Origin of the sequence: Pseudomonas sp. ML2-2023-6, from assembly GCF_037055265.1 — a bacterium.
Taxonomy (GTDB): Bacteria; Pseudomonadota; Gammaproteobacteria; order Pseudomonadales; family Pseudomonadaceae; genus Aquipseudomonas; species Aquipseudomonas kulmbachensis.
The window spans coordinates 415,775-430,661 of record NZ_CP146347.1; the positions used below are offsets into that span (position 1 = coordinate 415,775).

Sequence of the window (14,887 nt, forward strand, 5' to 3'; positions counted from 1 at the left end):
TCCTCAGGCCTTGTAGCTGTCGCAGAAGGCTTGCGCCTCGGCCACATCCAGCGTGCCTTCATAGATTGCACGGCCGGTGATGGCGCCCACGATGCCCGGAGCCTTGGCGTCCATCAGGGCTTTGATATCACCCAGATTGTGGATGCCGCCCGAAGCGATCACCGGGATGCTGGTCGCAGCGGCCAGCGCAGCGGTGTAGCTCACGTTGCAGCCCTGCATCATGCCGTCTTTGGCGATGTCGGTATAAACGATGGCCGACACGCCGTCTGCTTCAAAACGCTTGGCCAGGTCGATGACCTGTACGGTGCTGACTTCAGCCCAGCCGTCGGTGGCGACGAAACCGTCTTTGGCGTCCATGCCGACAATGATCTTGCCGGGGAATGCACGGCACGCCTCAGCCACGAACTCGGGGTTCTTCACCGCTTTGGTGCCCAGAATCACGTAACTAACGCCCGCCTTGACGTAATGCTCGATGGTTTCCAGCGAGCGAATACCGCCGCCGATCTGGATCGGCAGATGCGGGTACAGCTTGGCAATCGCCGTAACCACTTCGCCGTTGACCGGCTGGCCTTCAAAGGCGCCGTTCAGGTCGACCAGATGCAGACGGCGGCAACCGCCCTCTACCCATTTGGCAGCCATGCTCACCGGGTCATCGGAGAACACCGTGGAGTCTTCCATACGGCCTTGGCGCAGACGTACACAAGCACCGTCTTTAAGATCGATAGCGGGAATAATCAGCATATGGCAAACCTTCAAATTCGGGAGTCTGAGACTCGGAAATCAGTTCTTCTCGAGCGCCCACAAGTCGCTTTCGATGCTCTCGAACCTCTCTTTGAGGTGCGTCTGCACATCGAAAATCGCGCGATTGTAGTAATGCGGCGCGATTTCGCGTGTGAACAGCTCAAGGATTTCAGCCGCTTCGAATGAACCCAGGTCCAGTTCGAAGCGGTCTTCCATAAAGCGTTTGATCTTGCTGTTGGCTTCGTTCTCTTGCTCGGGGGTGAGCGTGAGAATCGGCGGCTTCTTGCGAGGCGCCATTACCAGCGACCATCCCAGGCCACGAAGTTTTCCAGCAACTGCAAGCCGTGGGTATGGCTTTTTTCCGGGTGGAACTGCACCGCGAAGCGCGAGCCCTCGGCCAACGCTGCGGCAAAATCGACGCCGTAATGCCCGCCCCCCACTACCTGGCGAGGATTGCCCGCCGCAATGTAGTAGCTGTGTACAAAGTAGAAACGCGCAAGGTCGGGGATGCCGTGCCACAGCGGGTGATCGACTTTTTGCTGCACCTCGTTCCAGCCCATGTGCGGCACCTTGAGGTGCTCGCCGTCTTCATGCAGATCCTTGCCGAAGAACTTGACGGCGCCGGGGAACAGGCCGATGCAATCAACGCCACCGTTCTCTTCACTGCTGTCGAGCAAGGCTTGCATGCCCACGCAGATACCGAGGAACGGACGGTCCTGGCTGACTTCACGCACCAGCGAGTCGAAACCCAGTCGACGGATTTCCGCCATGCAGTCGCGAATCGCGCCCACACCCGGAAACACCACGCGATCTGCTTCGCGAATCACGTTGGCGTCGCTGGTAATCAGCACCCGACCGGCGCCCACGTGCTCCAGCGCCTTGGCCACCGAGTGCAGGTTACCCATGCCGTAATCGATTACCGCCACTGTCTGCATCAGAGCACGCCCTTGGTCGATGGCATTTGCCCGGCCATACGCTCATCCAGCGCAACCGCCATACGCAACGCGCGGCCAAAAGCCTTGAACACGGTTTCGATCTGGTGGTGGGTGTTGGTGCCGCGCAGGTTGTCGATGTGCAGGCTGACGTTGGCGTGGTTGACGAAACCCTGGAAGAACTCCTGGAACAGGTCAACGTCAAAGCCGCCTACCGTGGCGCGGGTGTAAGGCACATGCATTTGCAGGCCTGGACGACCGGAAAAGTCGATAACCACACGCGACAGCGCTTCATCCAGCGGGACGTAGGCGTGACCGTAACGGGTCATGCCTTTTTTATCGCCGACAGCCTGGCTGAAGGCTTTACCCAAGGTAATGCCAACATCCTCGACGGTATGGTGATCGTCGATATGCAGGTCGCCTTTGCACTCGATGTCCAGGTCGATCAACCCATGTCGGGCGATCTGGTCGAGCATGTGCTCAAGAAAAGGAACACCGATATCAAATCGGGCCTTACCGGTACCATCCAAGTTGATCGAGGCTTTAATCTGGGTTTCCAGAGTATCGCGCTCGACTGACGCCTTACGTTCGGCCATCACCAGCTCCGCAAAATCATTGGGCGAAAAAGGTGGCCATTATAGGCACGGGTCTGGCAAACAGAAACATTAAGGGTGATGTGGCTGACGGAGTGAAGGCTACTGCGGATTTTGTAGCCGCTGCCGAAGGCTGCGATAAGGCCCGAAGGGCCTTCCTGCAAGCTTGCAAACGCGAGCCCTGCGGGCTCGATCGCAGCCTTCGGCAGCGGCTACAAGGGCGCCACAGGACGTGGCGCCCTCTGGATCAATGAAACAACACCGCAGTCTTCTGCACCGTCACCCACACGCCCCACAGCAATGGAATACCCACGGCCAGCCAGGCCGCGATAACCAGTGGCTGGCTGCCTGGCGCAGCTTTCCACTCCAGCGAAGTGCTTGCGTCCGCGCCCTTGTCATGGCCCAGCGCCTGTTCGGCCGCCAGTTCGGCATCGGTCATGAAGTACTTATCGGCCACCGGACGCACCAGCAAGTTGCAGATAAAGCCCAGCACCAGCAGCCCTGCGAGGATGTACAAGGTGATGTCGTAGGCCGCCGCACGTTCAACCCCGATGCTCAGCTGATACTCGCGCAAGTAGTTGACCAGCACCGGCCCCAGCACGCCCGCTGCCGCCCAGGCCGTCAGCAAACGACCATGAATCGCGCCGACCATCTGGGTACCGAACAGGTCTGCCAGATAGGCGGGTACCGTGGCAAAGCCGCCGCCGTACATCGACAAGATGATGCAGAACGCCGCCACGAACAGGGACACGTTGCCCAGATGACCAAGGTTCGGAATCATCGCGTACAACGCAAAGCCCAACGCGAAAAACACGAAGTAGGTGTTTTTACGTCCCAGGTAGTCCGAGAACGACGCCCAGAAGAATCGCCCGCCAATGTTGAACAGGCTCAACAGTCCGGTGAAGCCCGCTGCAATCGCCGCAATTTGCGCCAATTGCGCTGCATCCAGCTGGCTGAATGTCAGGTCATTGCCCAGCAACTTGCCCGCAAACACTTCCTGCAACAATGGCGACGCCATGCCCAGAATGCCGATACCGGCCGATACGTTAAGGCACAGCACCAGCCACACCAGCGCAAACTGCGGGGTTTTCCAGGCCACACTCACGTGCACGTGGCGTTGGGTGATCATCGCGTTCGCAGCTTTTTTCGCCGGAGCAGTCCAGCCCTCAGGCTTCCAGCCGGTCGGTGGCACGCGGTACGACAACGCGCCGCCGATCATGAACACGAAGTAAATCGCCGCCATCGCCACAAAGCTCTGCCACACGCCCACGCCGTCCGGCCCGGCAAAATGGTTCATCAGTGCTGCAGCCAGCGGTGCGCCGACCATTGCACCACCACCAAAGCCCATGATCGCCATGCCCGTGGCCATGCCGCGTTTGTCCGGGAACCACTTGATCAACGTCGACACCGGCGAGATATAGCCCAAGCCCAGCCCGATACCGCCGATAACCCCCGAGCCCAACCACATCAGCCAGATCTGGTGGGTATAAATGCCCAACGCGGAAATCAGCAAACCGCCACACCAGCACAGTGCCGACACCACACCGGCCTTGCGCGGCCCGGCATGCTCAAGCCAGCCGCCCCACACCGCTGCCGAGCAACCGAGGAAGATAAAAAACAGGGTGTAGATCCAGCCGAGCATCGAGATCGGCCAATCGCATTGCGATGAAAACACTTGCGCGATAAAGCTCATGTCCGGTGCGCAAGCCACAGGCGCCGTCACGCCCAAGGCTTTGGACAGCGGCAACCAAAACACCGAGAAGCCATAGGCCATGCCGATGCACAGGTGAATGGCCAATGCGGCTGGCGGGACCAGCCAACGATTGAAGCCGGGTTTGGCAATGATGCGCTCCTTGGACAGGAACGCCGGTTGTGAGGCAAGACTGCCCGCAACGCTGCTGGTACTCATAGATGTTTCCCCCAGGTAATGAAGAGGTTCCCGGACGCGCTCAACCCCCGACTTTGGCGCCTTGCGGCACACAGTCATTTTTGTCGGGCCAAGTTCATGCGCGACAATACGTCGCAGAAGGTCGGAAAACCACGCGCAGATTACCATCTGAACGCAGACGAATGCCCAAGCTGATACGGTCTAAAAGAAGCAAATTGATCCGTAACTATCCAACCCCAGTCCGCCTGCGCGTGGCGCTATACTCTGCGGCTAAATTTAAAACTCCCCTTCACTCAGACTTACAAGGACTCGCCCATGAAAGCGTTCGGCAAAATCCTGGGTCTGGTGCTTCTCGGATTGTTGCTGATCATCGTGGCCCTGGGTTTCGCCCTGAGCCATCTGTTCGATCCCAACGACTATAAAGACGAGATCCGCCAGATAGCCCGTGACAAAGCCCACATTGAGCTGACCCTCAATGGCGACATCGGCTGGAGCCTCTTCCCCTGGCTAGGCCTGGAGCTGCACGACGCCAGCGTCGCAACCCTCGCAGCGCCGACCCAGCCTTTTGCCGACCTGCAAATGCTCGGCCTGTCCGTGCGCGTACTGCCGCTGCTGCGCAAAGAAGTGCAAATGAGCGATGTTCGTGTCGAAGGCCTGAACCTGCGCCTCACTCGCGACAAGGACGGTCACGGCAACTGGCAGGACATAGGCAAGCCAGCAACCGACACCGCAACGACCGCCAGCACCGAGCCAGCACCGACCAGCAAACCGGACAGCGTCAGCCAACCGCTCAAGCTCGATATCGACAGCCTGACCGTGAACAATGCGCGGGTTGAGTACAACGACGAGCAAAGCGGCAAGCAATTCAGCGCCGAAAGTATCCAGCTGAGCACCGGCCCGGTTCACGAAGCCACCAGCATCCCGGTCAAACTGACCGCCTTTCTGGGCACCAACCAGCCCGTGATGCGGGTCAAAACCGAAGTCGACGGCAAACTGCGTTTTGACCGCGTGCTCAAGCGCTATCAGCTTGAAGACATGAAAGTCACGGGCGAAGCCTCGGGTGAGCCGCTACAAGGCAAAACCATGACTTTCGCGGCGCAGGGGCAAATTCTGGTTGATTTGGCTGCCAACGTCGCCGAATGGAGCAGTTTGAAGATTTCCGCCAACCAGCTGCGGGCCCTGGGTGAACTCAAGGTCAATAACCTGGACACCACCGCGCAAATCAGCGGCGGCGTATCGATTGCCCAGCTCGATCTGGCCAGATTTCTCGACAGCATCGGCCACCCGCTGCCTGCAATGGCACCCGAGAGCCTGAGCAAAGTCGAACTGGTCAGCCGCCTGTCTGGCACACCGACCAGCCTGACCTTTGACGACCTCAACCTGAAAGTCGACGACAGCACCTTTACCGGGCGCATTGCCATTGAGGACTTCGCCAAACAGGCCGTGCGTGTCCAGCTTAAAGGCGACACGTTCAACGCTGATCGCTACCTGCCGCCTAAATCAGCCGAAGCCAACGGCGCCAGTGCCGCTCGCCAGGCCGAAGTACAAGGCAGCGAAGCCGACGCACTGGCCGCATCGGGTGACACTCCACTGCCCAATGCACCGACCAAAAGCGGCTGGAGCACGACCAAGATCATTCCTGTTACCCGCCTCAAGGCGCTCGACCTGAATGCCGATATCAGCTTTGGTCAACTGACCCTGACCCAACTGCCGATCCAGAATGCTGCGCTCAAGGCCAACAGCAAAGATGGCTTGCTCACCCTCGAAAACCTGAGCGGCAACCTCTACAAAGGTAACTTTGCGGCCAACGGCAGCCTGGACGTGCGGCCCATGCTGCCACTGGCCAAGCTGCAGACCCGCATCACCAATGTTCCAGTCGAAAAAATCCTGCAAAGCCAAGGTCAAAAACCGCCCGTTACCGGCCTGCTGACTCTCAACAGCAACGTCACGGGCAGCGGCAATAGCCAGCGCGCGCTGATTTCCAGCCTCAACGGCACCGCCAACTTTGCCCTCAGCAACGGCGTGCTGCTCAATGCCAACCTCGAACAGCAGTTGTGCAAGGGCATCTCCACCCTCAATCGCAAAACCCTGAGCGGCGCCCCGCTGGCCAAGGACACTCCCTTCAAGGAGCTCAAGGGCAGCCTGGTGTTTCGTAACGGCGTGGCCAGCAACCCCGACATGATCGTGCGCATGCCCGGCCTGAGCGTAAAAGGCGATGGCGACATCGACCTGCGCGTACTGGGCATGGACTACCGCATTGGCATCACCATCGAAGGCGATACCCGCGCCATGCCGGACCCGGCGTGCCAAGTCGGCAAGAACTTTGTCGGCATCGAGCTGCCATTGCGTTGCCGTGGCCCGCTGGAGCTTGGCGCCAAGGCCTGCCGCCTGGATAAAGAGGGCCTGGGCAAGGTGGCCGCCAAAGTGGCGGGCAACAAGCTCAGCGACAAACTTGAAGAGAAACTCGGCGACAAAGTCAGCCCTGAGCTCAAAAACGCTCTCAAGGGGCTGTTCAACCGATGAGAGACGAGCAATTTTCAACGGCGGTTCTGGACTGGTATGACCGCCACGGCCGCCACGACCTGCCCTGGCAACAGGGCATCACCCCGTACCGGGTGTGGGTCTCGGAAATTATGTTGCAGCAAACCCAGGTCAGCACTGTGCTGAACTACTTCGACCGATTCATGGCCTCGCTGCCAACGGTCGAAGCCCTGGCTGCGGCACCGGAAGACGAAGTGCTGCACCTGTGGACCGGCCTCGGCTACTACACCCGTGCACGCAATTTGCAAAAAACCGCCAAAATCGTCGTCGCCGAACATGACGGCGAATTCCCCCGTGATGTCGAAAAACTGGTCGAGCTGCCCGGCATCGGTTTATCCACAGCCGGGGCGATTGCGAGCCTGAGCATGGGCCTGCGCGCACCGATCCTCGACGGCAACGTCAAACGGGTGCTGGCGCGCTATACCGCGCAAGAGGGCTACCCCGGCGAACCCAAGGTCGCCAAACAGCTATGGGCCACCGCTGAGCGCTTCACCCCCCATGACCGGGTCAACGCCTACACCCAGGCAATGATGGACATGGGCGCCACGCTCTGCACACGCAGCAAGCCCAGCTGCCTGCTGTGCCCGCTCGAAAGCGGCTGTGAAGCCCACTTGCTGGGCCTGGAGACGCGTTACCCGATCCCCAAGCCGCGCAAAACCATCCCGCAAAAACGCACGTTAATGCCGATGCTGGCCAACGCCGAGGGCGCTATCCTGCTTTACCGTCGCCCTTCGACCGGTTTGTGGGGCGGACTGTGGAGCCTGCCCGAGCTGGATGACCTGCAAGACATCGAGCATCTGGCGCTACAACACTCGCTGACCCTGGGCGCGCAACACGAATTGCCAAGCCTGACCCATACCTTTAGCCATTTCCAACTGGCCATCGAACCTTGGCTGATCCACGTCAATTCGTGCGGCCATCACGTGGCCGAGCCCGACTGGCTCTGGTATAACCTCGCCACCCCGCCGCGCCTGGGCCTTGCCGCCCCGGTCAAGAAGCTGCTCAAACGCGCAGCCGACCTATTGAACGCTGGAGAGTCGTCATGACCCGCACCATCATCTGCCGCAAGTACAAAGAAGAACTGCCTGCCCTTGAACGCGCTCCGTTTCCGGGCACCAAAGGCCAGGACATTTTCGAGCACGTTTCGGCCAAGGCCTGGGCTGACTGGCAAAAACACCAGACTTTGCTGATCAACGAAAAGCGCTTGAACATGATGAACGCAGAAGATCGAAAATATTTGCAGGGCGAAATGGACAAGTTCTTCAGCGGCGAAGAATACGCACAAGCTGAAGGCTACGTTCCGCCGACCGAATAAACCCCGGATTTAAAGGGGTTGGTCTGTAAGCGACGGTAATAATTAAATATTTTTCAAAAAAGTGTTTGACGAGTTATCGAAAAAGGCTTCTAATGCGCCCCGTTGCCCAGATAGCTCAGTCGGTAGAGCAGGGGATTGAAAATCCCCGTGTCGGCGGTTCGATTCCGTCTCTGGGCACCACATTCAGTTTTGATGTGGTGTTTACACAACATCAAAACAACGAAAAACCCGCCTAGTGCGGGTTTTTTTTTGGCCGTGATTTATACCCGGTGGCGCCACCTCTCTTGGCGATTGCAAAGAGATAGGGTTCAATCCTCTCCTCAGCCTGCAAAGGACACACATTCATGTCATCGCCAAAAAAACAGCAAAAGAACGCGCAGCGGGCCAAAACCAAAGCTAAACAGAACCGCGTCGGCAAACCGGCCAAAGCCTCGGCTGGCGCACTGATCGACAGTCCGTTCGATGATGTGAAAATCGATCTCAGCACGTTCAACTTCCAGGACATTCTCGACAACGGCTTTGACCCGGCCGATTACGATGATCTGTTCCAGGTCATGAAAGGCGCCGAAGCCATCAACCTGCAAACCATGTGCGCGGTATTCCTGCAGTACCCGGTGCTGGAACTGGTGATCTCGGAAGAGGAAGAAGAACCGGCGACCGACTTCCTGATGGGCCTGCTGATCGAATACCGCATCGCGGTACATGGCGACGATGAAGACAGCGCCGTGGCCTGGATCGAAACCCCGGCATTCCAGAAGGCCTACGTCGAAGCTTCTCGCCTGTTGCAGGAACGCAATACCCGGAGCACGCACTGACCGTAGCCCTGATCGAACCTGTCAGCCGGGCATTCACCGAACCCGCTGCTGACGGTTACCTGCTGGGCGGTTTTGAGTGGCGCCAGCGCACACCCGACAGTACGCGTGCCGTGGTGGTGGTCAGCGCCGCCACCTCGGTGCGCTGTCAGTACTATTCAAGGTTCGCCGAATACCTGTTCAGCCACGGCCTGGACGTGATGCTGTTCGACTATCGCGGCATCGGCGCCTCACGCATCGGCTCGTTGCGCGGCTTTGAAGCCAGCTGGTCGGACTGGGGGGCGCTGGACACCGAAGCCATCCTCAAGCGCGCCCAGCGCGAATACCCCGGCCAGCCGGTCGATGTAGTCGGTCACAGCTTTGGCGGCTGTGCAGCGGGCCTGGCGGCCTCCGGGCAGGCGATTCGCCATCTGGTGACAGTGGGTGCGCAATTTGCCCACTGGCGCGACTACGCGCCAGCACAGCGCTGGCAGATGCTCGCCAAATGGCACGGGGTCATGCCGTTGCTGACTCGCGTCTGCGGCTACTTCCCCGGCAAGCGCCTGGGCTGGCTCGAAGACACCCCGGCGGGCGTGGTCAGGGACTGGAGCGCCTTCAGCACGCGCTACGAGAAGCTCCCCAGCGCACGCGGCCTTGCCGCCCTGCCCTTTTCTTGCGTTACGGCCAAAACCCTCGCCATCAGCTTTAGCGATGATCCTTTTGGCACCGTGGCGGCAATCGAGCGCTTGCTGAGTTACTTCAGCGCCAGCTCACGCACGCACCTGCGCATTCAACCGCAAGATATCAACGAAGCAGCCATAGGCCATTTCGCGTTTTTTCACAGCCGCTTTCAAAGCAGCTTGTGGCCGATTGCCTTGCAGTGGTTGCAGAGCGGGGAATTGGTGAGTGATGTGCCGGGGCGGGTTATCACCCCCGGACAATAACTCGTAGCCGCAGCGAGGCTGCGATCGACTGCGCAGCAGTCGCAAAACCATGCAGCCCGACGTTTCAGATAAACGCTGATACACGGGCTTACGATCGCTTCGCAATCAATCGCAGCCTCGTGCCTCGACAGCGGCTACAACCTCAACGGGCAGTACAGCCCTGCGGCTTGAAAATCCGCTCAGTCGACGGCGGGTTATTCGCCAGTTTATTGGCCGGCCGACGTGGTCGCACCAACAGCTCACCCCCGCAATTAGGACAAAGACCGCCCAGGTTCTGCTCCGTACAGGTTGCGCAAAAGGTGCACTCGAATGAGCAAATCCGTGCTTGCGCAGAATCAGGTGGCAAGTCGCAATCGCAGCATTCGCAACTAGGGCGTAATTCGAGCATGAACACCTCACATAAGACCGGTAATTTTCATCTTTACATTTAAGACGCTTCCCGCAAAAAACCAACTGCCAATACAAAATGGCAATGACATTCTCATTAGTCCCTCTGGCTAATGCGCGGCAAAAACAATGAACCCTCCGCTACCCGCCAACACCCACGATTCAAATCTGGCTCCCCTGCTCACCTCCTTGGGCGATCTGATCCGCCAGGCCCGGCAAAAAGCCTTGCGCCTGGTAGATACATTGCAGGTGCAAACCTGCTGGAACATGGGCCGACATATCATCGAGTACGAACAGGCCGGGGCTGCTCGGGCTGCTTATGGCAAGCAACTCTTACCGACACTGGCTAATGCCCTTACAACCGAGTTTGGAAAAGGATTTGATGAGCGTAATTTGCGACACATGCGCAGCTTCTACCAAGGGTTTCCAATTTGGAACGCAGTGCGTACCGAATTGAGCTGGACCCACTACCGCACCCTGTTACGGGTCGAAAAAGACAGTGCGCGCCAGTGGTACATGAACGAAGCTGCCACATTGAACTGGTCGACCCGCGCCCTTGAGCGGCAAATCGGGACGCTGTATTACGAACGCCTGCTGGTCAGCCAGGATCGTCCTGCGATCATTCAGGAAGCCGCAGCCAATGTACTTCCCCTGAACAAAAGCCCGCGCGAGTTTGTACGCGACCCGGTACTGCTGGAGTTTTTGGGCATGCCGACGGTTGCGGGGCTTTTCGAGACGGGGCTGAAACAGGCGCTGATCGATCATCTGCAAGGGTTCTTGCTGGAGCTGGGCAAAGGCTTCGCCTTCGTTGCCCGCCAACAGCGCATCAGCACCGAAAGCAAAGACTTCTATGTGGACCTGGTGTTCTACAACTACCTGCTCAAGTGCTTTGTAATTTTCGACCTCAAACGCGGTGAGCTGACGCATCAGGACATCGGCCAGATGGACATGTACGTACGCCTGTACGACGACCTCAAGCGCGGCCCCGAAGACTGCCCCACCGTGGGCATCATTCTGTGCGCGCAGAAAGATGCCTCGGTGGTGCGCTACTCGGTGCTGCATGGAAACGAGCAATTGTTCGCCAGCAAATACACATTGGTTCTGCCTACCGAGGAAGAACTGCGCGCCGAACTCGACCGCGAGCAAGCGCTGGTCGAAGCCTCACACCCTCAGCGCTGATGCCACCCACAAAAAAGGCCGCCATCCCCGAGGATGGCGGCCTTGCTTGTGTATTCAACCGCGAGAGCCGTCCTGGCCTCAGTTGAGTACCGTTGCCCCCAGTTTCTCAATGCGTCGACGACGTGCCACCAACAGGCCTGCCGCCACCACCAGAATGCTCAGCAAACCGGTAGCCATGATTTCAACACGGTGCGCTTCCTGGAACAGCATGATGGTCAAAATGGCCACGATAAATACGATCACCGCCCAGGTCAGGCCCGGGAACAGCCACATTTTGAACGAGATGTTCTCGCCCAAAGCCATACGCTTTTGACGCATGCGCAGTTGCGACACGGCAATCACCAGGTACACCAGCAACGCAATGGCGCCAGAGCTGGCCAGCAGGAACTCGAACACTGCAGCCGGAGCCACGTAGTTGGCGAATACAGCCACAAAAGCTGCGCCGGTAGACATCATCACCGCCCAGTAAGGCGTGCCAGAGGCGTTGGTACGCTTGGCCGCAGCCGGTGCGTCGCCGCGCTTGCTCAGGGAGTACAGCATCCGCGAGGAAGTGTAGAGCGCCGAGTTCAAGCAGCTGGTTACCGCAATCAATACGACGATATCAACGATCAGCTTGGCATTCGGTATACCCATGCGGTCGAGTACGGTCTGGTAGGAGCCGAACTGGGCCAGAGCCGGGTCGTTCCACGGCACCAGGGCCACAACGATGAAAATCGACACCAGGTAGAACAAGCCAATCCGCCAGATCACCGAGTTGGTAGCCTTGGTGATTTGCTTGCTTGGGTCTTTGGATTCCGCCGCCGCGATGGTGACGATTTCAGTACCCATGAACGAGAACATGGTGGTCAGCATGGCCGCCAACACCGCGCCCATGCCGTTGGGCATAAAGCCGATGGTGTCTGACAAATGCGCGACGCCACTGACCTGACTGGTAGGCAGAAAGCCGAAAATCGCCAGCAGACCCAAAATAATAAAGCCAATAATCGCGAGCACTTTGACCAACGCAAACCAGAACTCGAACTCGCCGTAGTTCTTGACGCTGAACAAGTTGGTGGCCGTCAGTAACAGGGTGATGACCAGGGTAAAGACCCAGATCGCCGTGCCGGGGAACCAGGCATGCAGGATCGTGCCGGCAGCGACAGCTTCCAGTGGGATAACCAGTACCCAGAACCACCAGTACAGCCAGCCGATGGTGAAACCGGCCCAATGCCCGATGGCACGGTCGGCGTAGGTGGAGAACGAACCGGTGTCAGGAGATGCGACGGCCATTTCGGCCAGCATGCGCATCACCAACACCACCAACGTACCAGCGGCGGCGTAAGCCAGCAGTACAGCGGGACCCGCTTGTGCAATCGCGTGTCCTGAGCCGACAAACAAACCGGCGCCGATAACACCGGCAATCGACAGCATGGTCACATGCCGTGGCTTTAGCCCTTGTTCCAGACCGTTAGAGGATTGCGTATTGCTCATTGGGACTACCTTTCATTGAAGCCATTCCGAGCACCCGCGTTGACTTTCGTAAAAAGTAACCAACGGGGCGTTTAGAATCCTTTACGCAATAAATGAGCCAGAATGTGACAAGTGCACGGTTTTCGCGGCCTGCAACGATTCCTGCCCCCAACTGCAACCTATTGAGAGTAATGGCTTTTTGCCAATTCGTTACCGTAACACTCAGTTACATGGGTCTCAGCGCACCAAAAATACCCAAAATTGCCCATATAGCCCAAAAGCGGTGCGCATCTTTAACCTTTAGTAGGTTCGCGCTTCCAACACCGGGCCAAAGCTGGCAACATCGCGACCTTTTTTAAGCGACACCTGTCTGGCCGAACGGCGAAATACAGGGTCGGTTGTTGTCGACGCGACACTCTGCTGTAGCGATGCGACAAACTGCCACCCTCGCGTCTTTTGTGTCTTCAGGGCGGCTGGTTGCCTCTGCAACCCTATGCTAGCTTGGCCTGCGCCAGGAAGGCCGCCCAACAGCAGGATCGCACCCGAACACAATGAGGAACGCACATGGCTTTGGCCACGCCCGCGCTTGAAATCCGCAACTTGCACAAACGCTACGGCGAGCTTGAGGTACTTAAAGGTATCTCGCTGACCGCACGCGACGGCGACGTGATCTCGATCCTGGGCTCTTCCGGTTCCGGCAAGTCCACCCTGCTGCGCTGCATCAACCTTCTGGAAAACCCCCATGAAGGCCAGATCGTGGTCGCCGGGGAAGAGCTCAAACTCAAGAAAGCCAAAAATGGCGAACTGGTCGCGGCCGACGGCAAGCAGATCAATCGCATGCGCAGTGAACTGGGTTTTGTATTTCAAAACTTTAACCTGTGGCCGCACATGACCATCCTCGACAACATTATCGAGGCCCCGCGTCGGGTTCTGGGGCAGAGCAAAGCCGAAGCAATCGAAGTTGCCGAAGCACTGCTGGCCAAGGTCGGCATTGGCGAAAAGCGCCATGCCTATCCATCCGAATTGTCCGGCGGCCAGCAGCAACGTGCAGCGATTGCCCGCACGCTGGCCATGCAACCCAAAGTCATTCTGTTCGATGAACCGACATCGGCACTTGACCCGGAAATGGTTCAAGAAGTACTTAGTGTGATCCGCGCGCTCGCCGAAGAAGGTCGCACTATGCTGTTGGTCACCCACGAGATGGGCTTTGCCCGTCAGGTGTCCACCGAAGTAGTGTTTTTGCATCAGGGCCTGATCGAAGAGCAAGGGTCGCCAGAACAGGTGTTCGACAACCCGGTTTCGGCGCGCTGTAAACAATTCATGTCCAGCAACCGCTAACGGAGCAACACGAATGCAGAACTATAAAAAGCTTCTCCTGGCCGCTGCCGCCACACTGGTTTTCAGCGCCAACGCCCTGGCTGTTGATAAGTACAAAGTCGGGATTGAAGGTGCTTACCCACCATTCAATAACAAAAACGCCAGTGGTGAAGTTGTGGGCTTCGACCCCGACATCGCGATGGCCCTGTGCGCCAAGATGAAAGCCGAGTGTGAAATCGTCACCTCCGATTGGGACGGCATCATCCCGGCACTGAACGCCAAAAAGTACGATTTCATCGTGTCGTCGCTGTCGATCACGGACGAACGCAAGCAAGCGGTCGATTTCACCGACCCGTACTACTCCAACAAGCAGCAGTTCATCGCACCGAAAAAAGTCGATTTCAAAACCGACCTCGCGTCCCTCAAGGGCAAGGCCCTGGGCACCCAGCGTTCTACTCAAGCTGCAACCTGGCTGGACGATAACCTGGGCACCGACGCGACCATCTCCTTGTACGACACCCAGGAAAACGCCTACCTCGACCTGACTTCGGGCCGTGTAGACGCCTTGCTGGCTGACAAGTACGCCAACTACGACTGGCTGAAAAGCCCGGCTGGCCAGGCATACGAGTTCAAGGGTGAGCCGGTCAACGAAGACGACAAAGTCGGCATCGCTCTGCGTAAAGGCGACAACGAACTGCGCGCCAAGCTGAACCTGGCCCTCAAGCAAATCGTTGAAGACGGCACGTACAAGAAGATCAACGACAAGTACTTCCCGTTCAGCATCTACTGACCTGCCTGACTGGTGCGCCC

The 14,887-nt window shown here is 58.2% G+C and carries 15 protein-coding genes and 1 tRNA gene; 9 read left to right on the forward strand and 7 right to left on the reverse strand.

The genetic code is table 11. The features are described from left to right. Positions 1–3 precede the first annotated feature (3 nt). The 5 genes from hisA to V6L79_RS01780 all read right to left on the reverse strand — a co-directional run bounded on the left by hisA (position 4) and on the right by V6L79_RS01780 (position 4,175). The gene (gene hisA / locus V6L79_RS01760; protein WP_088378464.1) at positions 4–741 is read right to left on the reverse strand and encodes a 1-(5-phosphoribosyl)-5-[(5-phosphoribosylamino)methylideneamino]imidazole-4-carboxamide isomerase; all 738 of its coding nucleotides are present in this window, start codon (positions 739–741) and stop codon (positions 4–6) included. A gap of 39 nt (positions 742–780) precedes the next feature. After that, positions 781–1,038, reverse strand: coding sequence for a DUF2164 domain-containing protein (locus tag V6L79_RS01765; RefSeq protein WP_261740147.1), 258 nt, complete (start codon positions 1,036–1,038; stop codon positions 781–783). Continuing rightward, on the reverse strand, positions 1,038–1,676 hold the full coding sequence (gene hisH / locus V6L79_RS01770; RefSeq protein WP_261740148.1) for an imidazole glycerol phosphate synthase subunit HisH: 639 nt from the start codon (positions 1,674–1,676) through the stop codon (positions 1,038–1,040). The genes V6L79_RS01765 and hisH overlap by 1 nt, the downstream gene beginning before the upstream one ends. Continuing rightward, positions 1,676–2,269, reverse strand: a complete 594-nt coding sequence (gene hisB, locus V6L79_RS01775) for an imidazoleglycerol-phosphate dehydratase HisB (RefSeq protein WP_003438561.1) — start codon at positions 2,267–2,269, stop codon at positions 1,676–1,678. Before hisB ends, hisH begins: the two co-directional genes overlap by 1 nt. Before the next feature lie 244 nt (positions 2,270–2,513). Continuing rightward, a complete protein-coding gene (locus V6L79_RS01780) occupies positions 2,514–4,175 on the reverse strand; it encodes an OFA family MFS transporter (RefSeq protein ID WP_261740149.1) in 1,662 nt (553 codons plus the stop codon). Between the two features lie 294 nt (positions 4,176–4,469). Between V6L79_RS01780 and V6L79_RS01785 the strand changes: the two genes are divergently transcribed. From V6L79_RS01785 to V6L79_RS01810, 6 genes are all read left to right on the forward strand, one after another. Next, the gene (locus V6L79_RS01785) at positions 4,470–6,677 is read left to right on the forward strand and encodes an AsmA family protein (RefSeq protein ID WP_338579731.1); all 2,208 of its coding nucleotides are present in this window, start codon (positions 4,470–4,472) and stop codon (positions 6,675–6,677) included. After that, entirely contained in the window at positions 6,674–7,741 is a 1,068-nt protein-coding gene (gene mutY, locus V6L79_RS01790; RefSeq protein ID WP_338579732.1) for an A/G-specific adenine glycosylase, read from the forward strand. The genes V6L79_RS01785 and mutY overlap by 4 nt, the downstream gene beginning before the upstream one ends. Continuing rightward, a complete protein-coding gene (locus V6L79_RS01795; protein ID WP_261740152.1) occupies positions 7,738–8,010 on the forward strand; it encodes an oxidative damage protection protein in 273 nt (90 codons plus the stop codon). The genes mutY and V6L79_RS01795 overlap by 4 nt, the downstream gene beginning before the upstream one ends. 104 nt (positions 8,011–8,114) lie before the next feature. Further along, positions 8,115–8,190 (forward strand) — tRNA-Phe (locus V6L79_RS01800). A 164-nt stretch (positions 8,191–8,354) separates the two neighbouring features. Then, entirely contained in the window at positions 8,355–8,825 is a 471-nt protein-coding gene (locus V6L79_RS01805) for a hypothetical protein (protein WP_321835016.1), read from the forward strand. Between the two features lie 59 nt (positions 8,826–8,884). Continuing rightward, positions 8,885–9,745 carry an alpha/beta fold hydrolase gene (locus V6L79_RS01810; RefSeq protein ID WP_395246919.1) on the forward strand — a complete coding sequence of 287 codons (861 nt, stop codon included), beginning with the start codon at positions 8,885–8,887 and terminating at the stop codon, positions 9,743–9,745. A 142-nt stretch (positions 9,746–9,887) separates the two neighbouring features. Here V6L79_RS01810 and V6L79_RS01815 read toward each other — a convergent pair whose 3' ends face one another. Continuing rightward, positions 9,888–10,133 (reverse strand): DUF1272 domain-containing protein, encoded by a 246-nt coding sequence (locus V6L79_RS01815; RefSeq protein ID WP_321835018.1) that lies wholly within the window; start codon positions 10,131–10,133, stop codon positions 9,888–9,890. Between the two features lie 128 nt (positions 10,134–10,261). Between V6L79_RS01815 and V6L79_RS01820 the strand changes: the two genes are divergently transcribed. Then, complete coding sequence (locus tag V6L79_RS01820; RefSeq protein ID WP_338579733.1) at positions 10,262–11,311, forward strand: PDDEXK nuclease domain-containing protein; 1,050 nt, start codon at positions 10,262–10,264, stop codon at positions 11,309–11,311. A gap of 78 nt (positions 11,312–11,389) precedes the next feature. Here V6L79_RS01820 and gabP read toward each other — a convergent pair whose 3' ends face one another. Continuing rightward, on the reverse strand, positions 11,390–12,781 hold the full coding sequence (gabP, locus tag V6L79_RS01825) for a GABA permease (RefSeq protein ID WP_261740156.1): 1,392 nt from the start codon (positions 12,779–12,781) through the stop codon (positions 11,390–11,392). A 543-nt stretch (positions 12,782–13,324) separates the two neighbouring features. Here gabP and V6L79_RS01830 point away from each other — a divergent pair. Both V6L79_RS01830 and V6L79_RS01835 read left to right on the forward strand, forming a co-directional pair. Continuing rightward, positions 13,325–14,098 (forward strand): ABC transporter ATP-binding protein, encoded by a 774-nt coding sequence (locus V6L79_RS01830; protein WP_261740157.1) that lies wholly within the window; start codon positions 13,325–13,327, stop codon positions 14,096–14,098. Between the two features lie 13 nt (positions 14,099–14,111). After that, entirely contained in the window at positions 14,112–14,867 is a 756-nt protein-coding gene (locus tag V6L79_RS01835; protein WP_261740158.1) for an ABC transporter substrate-binding protein, read from the forward strand. The last annotated feature ends 20 nt before the right edge of the window (positions 14,868–14,887 follow it).